Source organism: Aquitalea aquatica, from assembly GCF_013911085.1.
Taxonomy (GTDB): domain Bacteria; phylum Pseudomonadota; class Gammaproteobacteria; order Burkholderiales; family Chromobacteriaceae; genus Aquitalea; species Aquitalea aquatica.
Genome location: NZ_JACERN010000042.1, coordinates 161,189 through 176,122 on the forward strand (window position 1 = coordinate 161,189; position 14,934 = coordinate 176,122).

At 59.9% G+C, this 14,934-nt stretch carries 12 protein-coding genes; 6 read left to right on the forward strand and 6 right to left on the reverse strand.

Annotated features, from left to right (window positions below; all coding sequences use genetic code 11):
- Positions 1-73: 73 nt before the first annotated feature.
- The 3 genes from H2Z84_RS18420 to H2Z84_RS18430 form a co-directional block, all read right to left on the reverse strand.
- Positions 74-814, reverse strand: coding sequence for a hypothetical protein (locus H2Z84_RS18420; protein ID WP_181837246.1), 741 nt, complete (start codon positions 812-814; stop codon positions 74-76).
- A 247-nt stretch (positions 815-1,061) separates the two neighbouring features.
- On the reverse strand, positions 1,062-3,707 hold the full coding sequence (locus tag H2Z84_RS18425) for a hybrid sensor histidine kinase/response regulator (protein WP_181837247.1): 2,646 nt from the start codon (positions 3,705-3,707) through the stop codon (positions 1,062-1,064).
- A 19-nt stretch (positions 3,708-3,726) separates the two neighbouring features.
- Positions 3,727-4,230: a putative pterin-binding protein gene (locus H2Z84_RS18430; protein WP_181837248.1), complete on the reverse strand. Its 504-nt coding sequence runs from the start codon at positions 4,228-4,230 to the stop codon at positions 3,727-3,729.
- Positions 4,231-4,683: 453 nt separating this feature from the next.
- Between H2Z84_RS18430 and H2Z84_RS18435 the strand changes: the two genes are divergently transcribed.
- The 4 genes from H2Z84_RS18435 (at position 4,684) to H2Z84_RS18450 (ending at position 9,102) form a co-directional block, all read left to right on the forward strand.
- A complete protein-coding gene (locus tag H2Z84_RS18435) occupies positions 4,684-5,967 on the forward strand; it encodes a flavin-containing monooxygenase (RefSeq protein WP_258869481.1) in 1,284 nt (427 codons plus the stop codon).
- A 72-nt stretch (positions 5,968-6,039) separates the two neighbouring features.
- Positions 6,040-6,462 (forward strand): RidA family protein, encoded by a 423-nt coding sequence (locus tag H2Z84_RS18440; RefSeq protein WP_103525597.1) that lies wholly within the window; start codon positions 6,040-6,042, stop codon positions 6,460-6,462.
- On the forward strand, positions 6,459-7,136 hold the full coding sequence (locus H2Z84_RS18445) for a DUF1028 domain-containing protein (protein ID WP_181837250.1): 678 nt from the start codon (positions 6,459-6,461) through the stop codon (positions 7,134-7,136). Before H2Z84_RS18440 ends, H2Z84_RS18445 begins: the two co-directional genes overlap by 4 nt.
- Positions 7,137-7,830: 694 nt before the next feature.
- Positions 7,831-9,102 carry a RidA family protein gene (locus H2Z84_RS18450; protein ID WP_181837251.1) on the forward strand — a complete coding sequence of 424 codons (1,272 nt, stop codon included), beginning with the start codon at positions 7,831-7,833 and terminating at the stop codon, positions 9,100-9,102.
- Positions 9,103-9,255: 153 nt separating this feature from the next.
- Here the strand turns inward: H2Z84_RS18450 and H2Z84_RS18455 are convergent, their stop codons facing one another.
- The 3 genes from H2Z84_RS18455 to H2Z84_RS18465 are packed head-to-tail and all read right to left on the reverse strand — an operon-like array spanning position 9,256 to position 13,449.
- Entirely contained in the window at positions 9,256-10,794 is a 1,539-nt protein-coding gene (locus tag H2Z84_RS18455; protein WP_181837252.1) for a DHA2 family efflux MFS transporter permease subunit, read from the reverse strand.
- 3 nt (positions 10,795-10,797) lie between these two features.
- A complete protein-coding gene (locus H2Z84_RS18460) occupies positions 10,798-11,961 on the reverse strand; it encodes an HlyD family secretion protein (RefSeq protein WP_181837253.1) in 1,164 nt (387 codons plus the stop codon).
- Between the two features lie 48 nt (positions 11,962-12,009).
- Entirely contained in the window at positions 12,010-13,449 is a 1,440-nt protein-coding gene (locus tag H2Z84_RS18465) for an efflux transporter outer membrane subunit (RefSeq protein ID WP_258869482.1), read from the reverse strand.
- A 103-nt stretch (positions 13,450-13,552) separates the two neighbouring features.
- On the opposite strand from H2Z84_RS18465, the gene H2Z84_RS18470 reads away from it, so the two are divergent.
- Both H2Z84_RS18470 and H2Z84_RS18475 read left to right on the forward strand, forming a co-directional pair.
- Entirely contained in the window at positions 13,553-14,152 is a 600-nt protein-coding gene (locus tag H2Z84_RS18470; RefSeq protein WP_181837255.1) for a TetR/AcrR family transcriptional regulator, read from the forward strand.
- A 93-nt stretch (positions 14,153-14,245) separates the two neighbouring features.
- A complete protein-coding gene (locus H2Z84_RS18475) occupies positions 14,246-14,806 on the forward strand; it encodes a hypothetical protein (protein WP_181837256.1) in 561 nt (186 codons plus the stop codon).
- Positions 14,807-14,934: the final 128 nt, after the last annotated feature.

Sequence of the window (14,934 nt, forward strand, 5' to 3'; positions counted from 1 at the left end):
CCGCTAACAACAACCCTGCTGCTGCGTTGCGCCTCCTTGCCCCAGGGACGCTACGCTATTTTGTTAGCCGCTCTTACTGGTTTATTTCAATATCCAGTAGGTGCATGGCTTGGCTGAAGCCCAGCACATGCTGTGCCGGCAACTCCACGCTGGCACCCTTGTACTGTGTCACCACCGACGCCGACGGCTTGTTGTTGTAGCTGCGCATGCCATACACGGTGTTGCTGTGTGTGCTGCCAACGAATAGCCGCAGCGGAGCATGCAGCCGTATTGCCTCTTCCACGGCGGCCGCTGGCAGCTCGACATACTGCTTCCAGCTGCAGTAGCCGTCACCCGGCGTGACCCGGCACTGGAAATCCTGTAGCGGCAGGCTGCGCGAGTAGGCGCTCAGCAGCAGCATGCGCCGCCTTCCGGCAGCATCCTGCCACCATACATGCAGTTGTTCGGCATCCTGCTGCTGCACCTGGGCCAGCGGCTGATTGCGTGCCACCAGCGGTGTGACTGCCAGGTAGTTGCCGCTGGCGTTGATATCCAATACCAAACGGTAGGCATAGTCCCCGCTGGCAGTGTGATTACTGGCCAGCAAGCTGGTCCTGGCGCTGAGCGTGCCCTTGAAGCGGGCATCGCCGGCGTGCTGTTCTGCGCCAAAGCTGCGTTCGGCGCGGTATGTCACGATTTTGCTGCAATCCGGACAATCCGCTTGCCCGGTCTCCCTGCGGATAGGCCCGGCCGGGCCGTCCGGCAAAGCGGGAGGATGACTGGCGCAGGCGCTGAGCAGCGTGCCCAGCAGGAGTGAAATGACAGTCTTGTTCATGGCTTGTCTTGGGTAGGGCCTGTAAACGCTATTTATTCCACGGCGGCGGATGTTGAGTGGATGCAATGCGCGGAAAACGGCGCGCAGCAGGGCATTGCCTGTCAGCAAGGTTTGACAAGGCAGCGCGACTTTACCGCGCCTGACCGGCAATGCCAGCGGTTTTCACGGCATCTTACGAAAATTTACCCGCCGGTCGCTGCGCATGCCGTGGCTGGCGCTACTGCCAGGCACACGGCGGAGTGCGCCATTAGCGGTCGGTGGTGTCGGGAGTGCCCAGATGAGGCTGGATTTCCGCCAGCAAGGCCTGGCGGCCTGTATCCAGCTCTTGCAGCAGGCTGGCCAGCGCAGCGCCCTGCTGTTGCCGCGCCGCAGCTTCAAACTGCTGGCACTGCATGGCGAAGGGTTTGGCACCAATGGACAAGGCGGCCCCTTTCAGCGCGTGTGCCAGCCTGGCGGCCTCATCCAGCTGTGACTGAGCGACGACCTGCTGCAGGGTGGCCATGCGCGTGGCGGAATCGGTGACAAAGCTGCGCAGCAGGGTTTGCAGAAAGGCGATATCGCCATCGCAGTTGTCCAGGGTGGCTGGGTAATTCATCAAGGGGATGTTGCCAGCGTCGACTTCTGCCGCCAGCGCCGGGGGCGGTGCTGGCGCCATGTCCTGTTCGCCGGCCAGTACCCGTTCTATTTCCTCGAATACGCGCTGGGCATCAATGGGTTTGCTGACATAGCCGTCCATGCCGGCCTCCAGGCAGCGCTCCCGATCGCCCTTCATGGCATTGGCGGTCATGGCGATGATGGGCAGGCGTGACTGCTGCGTCAGGGCTTCACCACGGCGGATGTGGTGGCAAGCTTCCAGGCCGTCCATCACCGGCATCTGCATGTCCATCAACACCAGGTCGAATGCTTGCTGCGCCAGCATGTCCAGGGCTTCCTGACCATGGTTGGCGATACTGACCTTGCAGCCGCGCCGGGAGAGGATGGCCAATGCCAGCTTCTGGTTCACTTCGTTGTCTTCCACCAGCAGGATATTCAGCTGCTGATGCTGTTCTCTTACCGTGTGGCGGGTGACCAGGCCGCTTGTGCCATGTCCGGCGGAGATGCCCAGCCGCTGGCGGATGACCGCAAGCAGTTCTTCCTGCAACACCGGCTTGGTCAGGTAGCCGCCGATGTTCAGGTCTTGGCAGAGGCGGCCATCACCGCGTTCGCCAGAGGAGGTAAGCATGATGATGTCGGCCTGGCAACCTTGTTGCTGCAACTGCCCGGCGACCTCAAAGCCGGACATGCCCGGCATGTGGCCATCCAGCAGAATCAGGTCGAAAGATTGCTGTTGCAGCAGGTCCAGCGCCGCGAAACCATCGGCAGCCAGCGTGGCCTGCATGCCCCAATTGGCCAGCAGGGTAGCCAGCCAGCTGCGGTTGGTGGGGTTGTCGTCGCAGACCAGGACTTGCAGCCCGTTCAGTTCGGCCGGCAGGTTGGCGGTGGAGGCCTGTTCGGAACTGAGCTTGAGCGGAATGCTGAACACAAACTCCGAGCCTTGGTCGGGCACGCTGCTGACTAGGATGTCGCCCCCCAGTAATGTCACCAGCTTCTGGGTGATGGACAGGCCAAGACCGGTGCCACCATAGCGCCGGGTGGTGCTGTTGTCGGCCTGGGCAAAGGCATCGAAAATGATTTTCTGCTTGGCTGGCGCAATGCCGATGCCAGTGTCGCGCACGGAAAAAGTCAGCAGATAGCTGTCAGCCGACTGGCGCTTGCCGCTGACGCTGAGGACAATTTCACCCTGTTTGGTGAATTTAACGGCATTGCCCAGCAGGTTGTTCAGCACCTGGCGCAGGCGCGAAGGGTCGCTGATGAGGCGGTCGGGCAGGGCAGTGTCGATCTGGCAGACGACTTCCAGCCCGCGTTCTTCGGCCTTGAGGGTGAAGGGGTAGATGGTCTGGCTGATCAGGCTGCGCAGCGAGAAGGGCAGTGCTTCCAGCACCAGCTTGCCGGCGTCTATCTTGGAGAAGTCCAGAATGTCGTTAATGATGGTGAGCAGCGCATCGGCCGATGATTTGACGATTTCCAGGTATTCACGCTGGCTGGGTGCCAGCTCGGTGTCCAGCGTCAGTTCGGTCATGCCGATGATGCCGTTCATCGGCGTGCGTATTTCATGGCTCATATTGGCCAGAAATGCCCCCTTGGCCACATTGGCCGCTTCGGCCTGCTCCAGCGCCCGGTCCAGCTTGCGGCTGAGTGCTTCGGCCTCTTCACGCCGTCTTTCGCTATGGGACAGGTTGCGGTAGGCCAGTGCGGCAATCAGCGCTGCCAGCAGCATCAGCAAGGCGGCGGTGATGGCTACCGTGGTATTGATGTTTTGCAGGCTCTTGTTGCTGGTATTGGCGGCGTCGGTCAGCCGGCTGTTGGCACCCACCGTCAGCTCACGTACGTTCTCGACCACGCTATCCAGCTCGCCGATGAGGGCGGCGGCTTGCGCCCGGTCGAAATAGCCGTCATTGGCCGCCAGCTTGCGGTCGGTTTGCAGTACTACATTGTTCAGCGCACTGATTTGCTGCTGATACCACTGATCGTTGGCAAACAGCGCCGCATAGCGGTATTCCTTCAGCAGATTGATACGCGATACCAGGATGTTGTAGCGCAGTTGCAGCTCGTCCAGATCAGTGGTCTGGCCGGTAGCCTGAGCTACCTTGGCCGCACCCACGGTGCGGAAATAATCTATTCCCAACTGGGAGTACACCCACACCACATTGTCCTGGCCTTGCTCGGCAAAGCGCTTCATTTCGGCTTGCTGGCGCTGATAGAGCATGCCGACCACCAGGAGTGCCGCCAGCATCAGGATGCCCAGCAGCCACACCTGGTTGTTGATGCGGTATTGACGAGAGAACAGTGACACTGGCTATCCTGGTAGTGATTTATTCAACGCGGATGCGGTTGACCTGCCATACGCAGCGCGAATAGGTTTCCTTGTTGCGCAGCTCCGGCTTCTTGTCAAACGGGTACATGATGAACAATGGCCCCTTGTCGCGTACCGTCAGCGTTTTGCCATTGATCTTGCGGGCCAGGATTACATCGTATTTTTCCAGGTCGGCCAGCGGTATTTCCGCAGCATAGTCGTTCAGGGCAACGACATACAGTTTGCTGCCCTTGCTGCCAGTGGCTTTCAGCACATCGCGAAACAGCGGTCCCTCAAAGGTTTGTGCTTCCTTGTACCACGGCGTCGCTACGGTCATTTTTACTTGCGGCAGCTTGTCCAGCATGGCGCTATCAAAAGCGGCATTGGCGCCGCTGTTCTTTTCGCTAATGAGTCCGGAAATAGTCACGATAGGGTGGCCGGCAGGTTTTTCCAGTGCCAGTGCCGTGGCCGACTGCAGGGCCAGCCAGCAAGAAAACAGAAAAATGTGACCGGTTTTTGCCATGGTGATTTCCTTGATGTGTAAACGGCATTCGGTAAAAAAGCCTGCGGTACTTGGCTTGGCCGTGCTGCATTCTACAAACGGATAACAAAAAATCCATCTTTGATGATTTCGTCATGCCTGACGGCTCTTGCTGACCAGTAGCTGTTTGGACCAGTAGCTGTTTGCATGACGCTTCCATTTTTATCCGCCACTTTCTGCGTTTTGTCTTGCGGTTTCTGCCTGGACGTACTGGGGAGGGTGGTCGGCCAGCCCTCCTGGCTGTTTCTGGGTCGGTCAAAGTTGCATAAAAATTAATGATTCAATAAAGAAGATATATATATTTTCCGTATTCAAGACCCTTCCCTAGACTGCAGTGGTCAGGCCGGCATGCCAACCGTGCAGCCCGGCCACCACCCGCGCCAGCCTTGTCGTGCCGGCGGGTGGGCATACACAGGGGAGGAGACGACGATGGTGATGGAAAAGACAGACACACTGGTCATCGGTGCTGGCCAGGCCGGTATCGCCCTGAGCGAACATCTGAGCCAGCTGGACGTGCCGCATCTGGTGCTGGAGCGCCAGCGCATTGCCGAGCGCTGGCGCTCCGAGCGCTGGGACTCGCTGGTGTGTAATGGCCCGGCCTGGCATGACCGCTTTCCCGGACTGGCCATTGCCGATGTGGCAGCGGATGCCTTTGCGGCAAAAGAGCAGGTGGCTGATTACCTGGAAGCCTATGCCCGTCATTTCAAGGCACCCATCCGTACCGGGGTGGAAGTAACGCGGGTAACGCGCAATAGCGGCCGTCCCGGCTTTACCGTTGAAACCAGCGCCGGCCTGATCGAAGCGCAACGCGTGGTCGCGGCTACCGGCCCTTTCCAGCGGCCGCTGATTCCGGCCATTCTGCCCGAGCAGCCTGGCATTACCCAGCTGCATTCCGCGGCCTATCGCAATCCGCAGCAGCTGCCGGCAGGTGCGGTGCTGGTGGTGGGGGCGGGTTCCTCCGGGGTGCAGATCGCTGATGAGCTGCACCGTGCCTGCAAGAAAGTCTACCTGTCGGTCGGCCCGCATGATCGCCCGCCACGCAGCTATCGCCAGCGCGACTTTTGCTGGTGGCTGGGGGTGCTGGGCCAATGGGATGCGCAGAAAGTCCAGCCGGGTCGCGAGCATGTCACCATTGCCGTGAGCGGTGCGCGCGGTGGCCATACTGTGGATTTCCGCCGGCTGGCCGAGCAGGGCGTTACCCTGTTGGGGATGACCCGAGACTACGCGCAGGGCGTGATGCGCTTCCAGCCGGATCTGGCTGCCAATATCGCAGCCGGCGATGCCAATTACCTGGCGCTGCTGGATGCTGCCGATGCCTATATCGAGCGCAACGGGCTGGACCTGCCACCCGAGCCGCAAGCACGTCTGATCGGGCCGGATCCGGCCTGTGTCAGTCATCCGGTGCTCGAGCTTGATCTGGCCGCTGCTGGCATCACCACCGTTATCTGGGCTACTGGTTTTGCCGTCGATTACAGCTGGCTGCAGGTCGATACCTTCGATGACAAGGGCAAGCCGGTGCATCAGCGCGGTATTTCCGCCGAGCCTGGCGTGTACTTTCTTGGCCTGCCCTGGTTGTCACGTCGGGGGTCCAGCTTTATCTGGGGTGTCTGGCACGATGCCAAATTCATTGCCGACCATATCTCCACCCAGCGCAAATATCAGGCTTATCACGCGCCGGAGCCGGTGGCGCCGGCCAGCACCGTCACTGCACCGGCCTGAAACAACAGCCCCGCCAATCAGACACATCCGGGCTGTTCGCTCAGCCCGCCATCCACTGCCATGAGGTGAAATATGGTTCACAAGCGCATTCGTCCCTTCAATACCAAAGAAACCTATCCGGAACAAAAGCTCGACAATGATCTGTGTCAGGCGGTGGTGGCCGGCAATATCGTCTTCCTGCGCGGGCAGATCGGTCAGGATCTGGACACCCGCGAATCGGTGGGCATCGGCGATGTTGCAGTACAAACCGAAAAAGCCATGGCCAATGTGAAAATGCTGCTGGAGGAGTCGGGCAGCTGCCTGGATCACGTGTGCAAGATCGTCATCTATCTGGTGGACACCCGCTATCGCGAGACGGTGTACCAGGTCGTGGGCAAGTGGCTGAAAGGGGTGTATCCGGTGTCTACCGGGCTGGTGATTTCGGCGCTGGCGCGGCCGGAATGGCTGGTGGAAATCGACATCACCGCCGTTATTCCCGAGGGCTATCAGCCATGACCTTCTCCATCGCGGCACGCTGCCCGGAAACCGGCATGCTGGGGGTGGCGGTGGCCTCGTCCAGTATTGCCGTCGCCAGCCGCTGCTGCCACCTGCAGGCCGGAGTGGGGGCGGTGATGAGTCAGAATGTGACCAATCCGCTGCTGGGGCCGCTGGCGCTGCAAGCCATGGCCAGCGGAGTGCGCGGCGCTGCCTTGCTGCAGCAGTTGGCACAGGCCGATCCTCACCTGCAATGGCGACAGCTGTTGGCATTGCCAGCCAGTGGCGAGGCGCTCACCTTTAGCGGCGAGCATGCGCTGGGTATCCACGCTACTGCCAGCGGCGCAGATTGCCTTGCCGGTGGCAACATCCTGCACAGTGCCTCCGTGCCGCAGCAGATGGTGGCCGCTTTTGCCGCCAGCTGCGGTCATCTGGCCGATCGCCTGCTGGCCGCCATGCAGGCCGCCGTGGCGGCGGGTGGGGAAGCCGGCCCCATCCATGCTGCCGGCCTCAAGCTGGTGGCAAGCCAGGCATGGCCGGTGATCGACCTGCGCATTGACTGGAGCGATGGTGAACCCATTACCGAATTGACCCAGTTATGGCAGCGCTATCGTCCGCAAATGCAGGACTACATCACCCGGGCTGAACACCCGCAGCAGGCGCCTGGCTTTGCCGTGCCCGGCGTGGTGGCGTAGCACAGCGCCGTGGCGTCGCGCAGGTGTGCGGGTCTGGGCTGGGCAGCCCGGGCCTGCCGCCGCTGGCGCATCTTGTTGAGTGCATTCCTTCAGCGGTGTTCGTAGCGGTTTCTGCTTATGCAACACAACTTAAATGTAAGTCTGCGGCATCCTCAGCACAGTTGCAGTGGCTGATGCCGCTGCAATGACCATGCAGATTGGCTCAAGCTGACTATTTAATCAGTAAATAAACAGATTTGAGCGACTTCTCCAATTTGGCAGCATGGGCGTATCAGTTCGATAAATTGTTTCTGGCAGATTAATCTTCTGGTTTGGCCTGTTCTATCAGGAAAATTCCGCATTCAGGCTTGTTTGATCAGCCCTGTCACCGTGGCAGTAAAAAAGCCACATCGTCGAAAATATAGTGAAGTCATATCTTGTACACAGAGCATTCGGGCCATTTGTTGCCAGAGTGGTGTACAGGGGAATGGTCGTTTTGTTGATCTGGATCAAGCTCGACCGTGTTGACTTAAAATTAGCAGTTCATTATATTACCGTTTCATTATCTATATAAGTTTTTCCTTTCGGATACTGTTACTACTCCTGGCTTAAGCAAATGGCCGGTATCTGGAAAGAAGCCGTAGCAATGGCAGATGAGAAATCGGCAAATGTTCGCTACGGAATACCCTAAATCAAGTAAAAGGTGAGCATGATCATGAGTGGATATAACGCAGTTCTGGCAAGAAATACGACAAATGCTCCTGAGAATATGGGTCCCTATTCGCAGACAGCCGCTTTCTCTCATTACAATAATCTGTCGGCGCAATTGCCGATTGATCCGGTATCCGGCCAATTGGTGGCTGGCGGCGTAAAAGAGCAGGCCGAGCAATCCTTTAAAAACATCAAGGCCATTGTCGAAAGCATCGACCATGTTATGGATGATGTGGTCAGAATCACCATCTTCCTCAAGAATATTGCCGATCTTGACGCGGTAACTCAGGTCTATGCCAGCTTCTTCCCGGCTTATCGTCCGGCACTGACCACGGTAGCGGTAGCCGCATTGCCGCTGGGTGCGCTGGTGCAAGTGGAAGCGCTTGTTTCCAATGGCGAAGGTACCATCCCGAATGCACCGCAAGCCGGTGATCTGGTGAAAATCGCCAAAAATATCGAAAAGGCACCGATTAGCCCCTTGTCGACCCAGACCGTGGCTTTTTCTCACTACAACAATATTTCGGCGCAATTGCCGATTGATCCGCTATCCGGTCAATTGGTAGCGGGTGGGGTGAAAGAACAAACCGCGCAATGCCTGAAAAACGTCAAGGCAATTCTGGAAGGGATTGATGTGCCTTTTGACGATATCGTCAAGGTTAATGTCTTCCTGAAAAACTTCGCGGATATCGATGCCGTCAATGAAGTTTATACGACCTTCTTCCCGGATTCGGCCATTGCCCGCGCTGTAGCTTATTTCCCGGCCCGTACGGTTATTGCTGCTGCAGCATTGCCGATGAATGCGCTGGTGCAAATCGAAGTGGTGGTATCGCATGGCGATGGCACGCCTCCGCAAGCCGTTGAAGATCGCCACGGTATTGTCATCAAGGCAAATAACACCCCGGCAGCTCCGCAAGACCGTCTGTCCACCCAGACCGTGGCCTTCTCGCATTACAACCATCTGTCCGCCCAGCTGCCGCTGGATGCTGCCAGTGGTGCGCTGGTGGCCGGTGGCGTCAAGGAACAGGCTGCGCAGTGCCTGAAGAATATCAAGGCGATTGTCGAAAGCATCAACCACCAGCTGGCTGACGTGGTCAAAGTGAATATCTTCCTCAAGAATATCGAAGATATCGCGGCCATCGACGAGGTTTACGCCACCTTCTTCCCGACTGGCACGCCGGCTCGCCGCATTGTTGCTGTAGCAGCATTGCCGGGCAATGCGCTGCTGCAAATCGATGCAGTGGTATCGCACGCGGAAGGTACTGCTCCGCAAGCCTAGGCCCTACTTGCCGGAACAGGCGAAAACGCTTTGTTCCAGTCAAAAAGAAAGCCGGGTATTTACCCGGCTTTCTTTTTTGTGTGCAGATAAGCTGTGCCCTATGGCGTGGCGGCCAGAACGCTGGGGCCATGGCTGCCACGCAGGATGATGGTGTCAGTGCGCCTGGCTGGTATCGGCCACTCGTGTCGGGCGTGGGGCCAGCCAGATGGCGCAGGCGGCCACGACAAAGGACAGACCGGTCAGCCAGAAGATCTGGTTGGTAGCCAGCATGATGCTTTGCGATTGCAGCATCTGGCCTAGCTGGGCGGTGGCGGCATCGATGCTCAAGCCGCTGTCACGCAGCGTGCGCAAGGTGCTGCCGGTGCTGTCCAGGTTGCCGACCAGGTCAGCATGGTTATAGCTGGCCTTGTCATCCCAGGCGGTGGTCACCAGCGAGGTGGCAAAGGCGCCGGACAAGGTGCGCATAAAGCTCATCAGCCCGGCGGCGGCAGCCATTTCCTGTGGCTCGACGCTGGCCATGGCCAGGCCGGTCAGCGGCACGAAGAAGAAGGGCATGCCCACACCCTGGAATAGCAGCGGCAACGCCACTTGCCAGAAACCCATGTCGGTGGTGGAGAAGCTGCGGTACAGCGTGACGCCGCCCAGCCACATCACCCCCATGAACACCAGCGGACGCGGATCGACCCGGGTGGACAGCTGCGCCACCAGCGGTGCCACCAGCACGGCCAGGATGCCGCTCATGGCCGTGGCGTGGCCGGCTTCGGTGGCGGTGTAGCCCATATAGCTTTGCAGCCATTGCGGGGTCAGTACCGTGGCGCCGAAGAAGGAACCGAAAGCCAGTGAGATGGTAAGTACGCTGGCCCAGTAGCCACGGTGGCGGAATACCCGCAGGTTTACCACCGGGTTTCGTTCGGTCATCTCCCAGATCAGGAAGGCGGCAAAGCCGACCGCTGCCGTTACCGCCAGCGCGATGATCTCGACCGAGTTGAACCAGTCCAGGTTCTTGCCTTCGTCCAGCATGATTTGCAAGGCGGCCACCCACACCACCAGCAGGCCCAGCCCGACGGCATCGACGCGGATTTTCTCGCGCAGGCTTTCCTGGCTTTTCAGCAACTGCCAGCCGGCATAGCCGCACAGCATGGTGATGGGGACGTTGATCCAGAAGATCCACGGCCAGCTTACCTGGTCGCACAGCACCCCACCCAGGATCGGCCCCATGATGGGCGCAATCAGCGTGGTCATGCTCCACAAACCAATGGCTGCGCCGGTTTTTTCCTTGGGGAAAATCCGCAGTAGCAGGGTTTGCGACATCGGCATCAGCGGGCCGCCGGCCAGGCCTTGCAGCACGCGGAACAGCACCAGCGTTTCCAGCGAGCCAGCCATGCCGCACAGCAGGGAAAACAGGCCAAACAACACCATGGAACCGATAAACAGCCGGACCGTCCCCAGCCGCGCGGCCAGCCAGCCGGTCAGCGGCACGGTGATGGCTTCGGCCACGGCATAAGACGTAATGACATAAGTACCCTGGCTGGAAGAAATCGCCAGGCCGCCGGCAATATTGGGCACCGATACGTTGGCAATGGTGGTGTCCAGCACGGCGACGAAGTTGGCGGCGGCCAGTACCAGGGCGGCCAGCCACAGCGTATTGCCCTGCAGCGGCTGCGGGGCGGTGGAGGATGGGCTGCTGGACATGACTTACTCGCTATGGCCGGTGCTGGCGGTGTCGATGGTGACTTCCATGGACAGGCCCACTTGCAGTGGATGGGCGCGCAGTTCGGCCGGGTCCAGTGCCACCCGTACCGGCAGACGTTGTACCACCTTGATCCAGTTGCCGGTGGCGTTTTGCGCCGGGATGGTGGCAAATGCGGCACCCGAGCCGCCGGACAGGCCGGCCACCTTGCCGTGGTAAGTGATGCGGCTGCCGTAGAGGTCGGCAGTCAGGGTGGCCGGCTGGCCGATGCGTACCTTATCCAGCTGTACTTCCTTGAAGTTGGCGTCCACATGCACCTGCTGCAGCGGCACCACCGACATCAGCTGGGTGCCGGACTGCACGCGCTGGCCGGTTTGCACCTGGCGCTTGGCCACCACGCCATCCACCGGGGCTCGGATCACGGTACGCGCCAGGTCGAGGCGGGCCTGGTCACGCTTGGCGCGGGCCAGTGCCACTTCGGGGTTGTTGTCCACCGTGGTATTGACGGTGAGCGTCTGGTTGGCCTTGAGCGAACCCTGTGCGGCACGGGCGTTGGCTTCGGCCTGTTTGGCGGCGGCTTCGGCGGCGGCCAGGCTGGCGCTGGCGGTGCTGAACACGTTTTGCGCATTGCTCAGTTCCTCGCCGGATACTGAGCCGCTCTTGGCCAGTGCCTGGCGGCGCTTCAGATCCAGCTCGGCGCGTTGCAGGTCGGCGCGGGCGGAGGCTAGTTGTGCATTGCTGCGGGCCTGGTCGGCAATGCGCGCCTGGATCTGCGCCTGCAGGCCTTCATCGCTGGCCAGATAGCCTTGTACGCGGCGTTCGGCACGGGCCAGCTCGGCCTCGGCCTGGGCCAGGTTCAGCTTGGCATCGCTGTCGTCCAGACGGGCCAGCATGTCGCCACGCTTGACGGCCTGGGTGTCCACCGCCAGTACTTCGCGCACGGTACCGCTGACTTCCGGGGTGACCTGGGCAATCTCGGCTGCAACATAGGCATTGTCGGTGCTGACATGGTGCGAGGCCACCAGTACCCAGTAGCTGCCGGCTGCCAGTGCGCCAAGGGCGACGGCGCTGCCGAGCAGGATAAATAGTTTCTTGCGTTTGGCCAGGCGCAGCTGGTCGCTGGCTTGCGGGGCTGCACTGGCGGGAAGGGTTTGGCTGATTTCACTCATGATGGTTCTCTAGTATGCGGTTTGTCTGTGTGTGCCGGGTGGGTGGGGTCAGGCTTGCTGATAGCCGCCGCCCAGTGCCTTGATCAGGCTGACGTCAAGCAATAGCTGGCGGGTTTCCAGGCTGGCCGCACTGCGGCGGCAGCTGATGACGCTATCTTCGGCATTCAGCACGTCCAGATAGCTGGCCAGGCCGCCCTGGTAGCGGTTCTGCATGACCTGGTAGGACTGCTCGGCGGTTTTCAGTGCCAGGCGGCGTTGCTCCAGTTGCGGAGCCAGTTCCTTTTCTTGCGCCATTACGTCGGCGACATCGTGCAGGGCCTGGGTCAGGGTCTGGTTGTAGCTGGCGACGGCGGCATCGTATTCGGCACGTGCCACGCGGTAATTACCCTGTAGCGCACCGCCACGGAAGATGGGCAATGAAATGGCCGGGCCGATGCCGCCGACATCCGAGCCGCTCTTGCCCAGCAGGCTCAGGCCCAGCGACTGCACGCCCAGATAGGCCGACAGATTGACATTGGGGTAGAACGCCGCGTGCGCCACATCGATGCGGCGGGCTGCGGCTTCGGCGCGCAGGCGGGCGGCTGCCAGGTCGGGCCGGCGGCCCAGCAAGTCGGCCTGCAAGGTGGCGGGCAAGCCCTGAGCGTGCAGCAGGCTGGCTTGTGGTCGTGCAATCGCCAGTCCGCGATCCGGGCCGGCGCCCATCAGGGCGGCGATGCTGAAGCGTTGCTGGGCAATGGCCTGACGCGCAGCGCTGAGGTCGGCACTGGCACCAGCGGCGCGTGATTCGGCCTGGCGCAGGCTGCCCAGGGTTTCCAGGCCATTGTCGTAGCGCTGCTGCAGCAGTTCGACGCTGTGGCGGCGTACGGCCAGAGCTTGCTCGGCGGCATCCTGTTCGGCAAACAGGCGGGCCAGTTCGGCATAGCCGGCGGCAATCGAGCTGGTCAGGGTCAGCCGGCTTTGTGCGGCTTCAGCCTCGGCTGCGGCCAGATCCGAGCTGGCGGCGGCCACGGCAGCGCGGTTCTTGCCCCAGAAATCGAACTCGTAGCTGAAGTTCAACTCTACGCTGGCGGAGTTGTTGTAGCCGTGCGGTACATAGGCAGCCGGCATGCCGTTGTTATAGCTTTGTTTGAGCTTGGTGACCGAGCTGTCCAGGCTGGCGCTGGGTAGCCGGCTGGCACCGGCCTGTTCGGCCTGACCTGCTGCTTTGGCCAGGCGGGCCTGGGCGGCGGCGAGGTCGGGTGCATTACGCAGTGCTTCCTGCATGATGGCATTGAGCTGACTGTCGTTATAATCCTGCCACCAGTTGCTGCTGGCCCATTGGGCTGTGCTGGCGGGCAGGCTTTGCTGACTGGCCAGTTCAGCGGTGGTTTTGCTACGGGCGGCCGGGCCCAGTTCTGGTACGCTGGCGCAGCCGGTCAGCAACAGGCTGCCCAGCAGCGAAAGTTGCAGCAATGAGTGCCGGCGGCGCATGCTTGATGTGGTGTCCATAATATTGCCAAGGTCTTTAACTGTACGGTACGGTACGGTTATAATGCAGCCAAATATTGTCGTCAAGAAAAACTGTACAGTTTGGTACTGTTTCGGAGTGTGAATGCGTACAAAAAGCGAAGAACGCCGTCAGCACATGGTGGCAACGGCGGCAGAGGTGTTTTTGCAGCGTGGCTACGAAGCTACGTCGATGGCGGAAATCTGCAGCCGGGTAGGTGGCTCCAAGGCCACGCTGTATGGTTATTTCAAGTCAAAAGAAGAACTGTTTTTAAGTGTGATGAAGATGCTGGCCGAAGAGCGCATGTCGCAGGCTTATGCCCGACTGGTGCCAGGTGGGGATATTGCCACTGCTTTGCGTGCCTTTGCGGAAAACTACTTGCAGGTCATCCTGGGGCCGGATTTGATGGCCATGCGCGGCATCATCGTTGGCGAGTTGGTCCGTGCCGGCGCGGCGCAGCAGTTTTATGATGCCGGCCCGCGTCAGGGGTGGAACAAGGTGGCGGCCTATCTGGAGGCGGAAATGGCGGCCGGGCGACTGCGTCAGGCGGATGGCTGGGTGGCTGCCATGCATTTGCTGTCGCTGGTTCAGGCGGAGTACCAGGAGACCTTCATGATTGGCGTAGTCCGTGAGCAAGACCTGAGCATGTTGCAAGAGCGGGTGGACAGAGGGGTGGAGGTATTCATGGCCTGGTATGGGGTGTAGTGCTTTTCCTGCCATCACCATGCAAACAATCGCGCCAGGGTCCTGCTGCCGCGCACTTGTTGCTGCCAATATCTCAAGCACTGCAAGCAAGGAATGATGATGAAGACTGTTGGCTTGTTGATGGTATTGTTTTCAGGTGCGGTGCTGGCCAAGCCCATTTTTGAAACCTACACGGAAGAGCAAACCACCGGCTGGTCGGCTGTGTCTCAGACCGTGGCCAGCTTAATCGTCCGTTCCGATGCGGATTTGAAAGCACAGGCCGACGAGGAGATGGCAGAAAAAAACGTCAGGGCTGGCGACTATCGGCAGTTCTTTGCCAGTCGCAAGCTTCCTTTGTCCGCTGATCGCAAGACCTTTCTTTTTGTTCGGCCCAAGTCTTCGCCATACTTCCAGACTTTCTATGGTGCCCATATCTTCTGCCACTGGATTGTGGATGACCGGAACAGCATGCTCTACGCCGGCAGCTCGGATGCATTCCAGGTGCTGGGCAGCAGTCGCAATGGCATGAAAGATATCCAGGAGGCGCAATGCCATGGTGGGAAATGCTACTTGGTAAAGCTTTCTTTCAAGGCTGGAAAATACCAAGAGACCTCATGCGCCACGCAAGACATCGATAGTGGCAAAGTCAGCCAAGGTTGTGAGCCTGATAAGTAGTGTGATGTGCCCGGATTGTTGAGCGCAGCGGCAGTGAGTTTGTACGTGGTCGGGTCAGTGCACTTGTGCTGGCGTTGTTGCTGAAAGCAAAAAAAGCACCGTTTCCCATGTGTGGGGCGGTGCTTTTT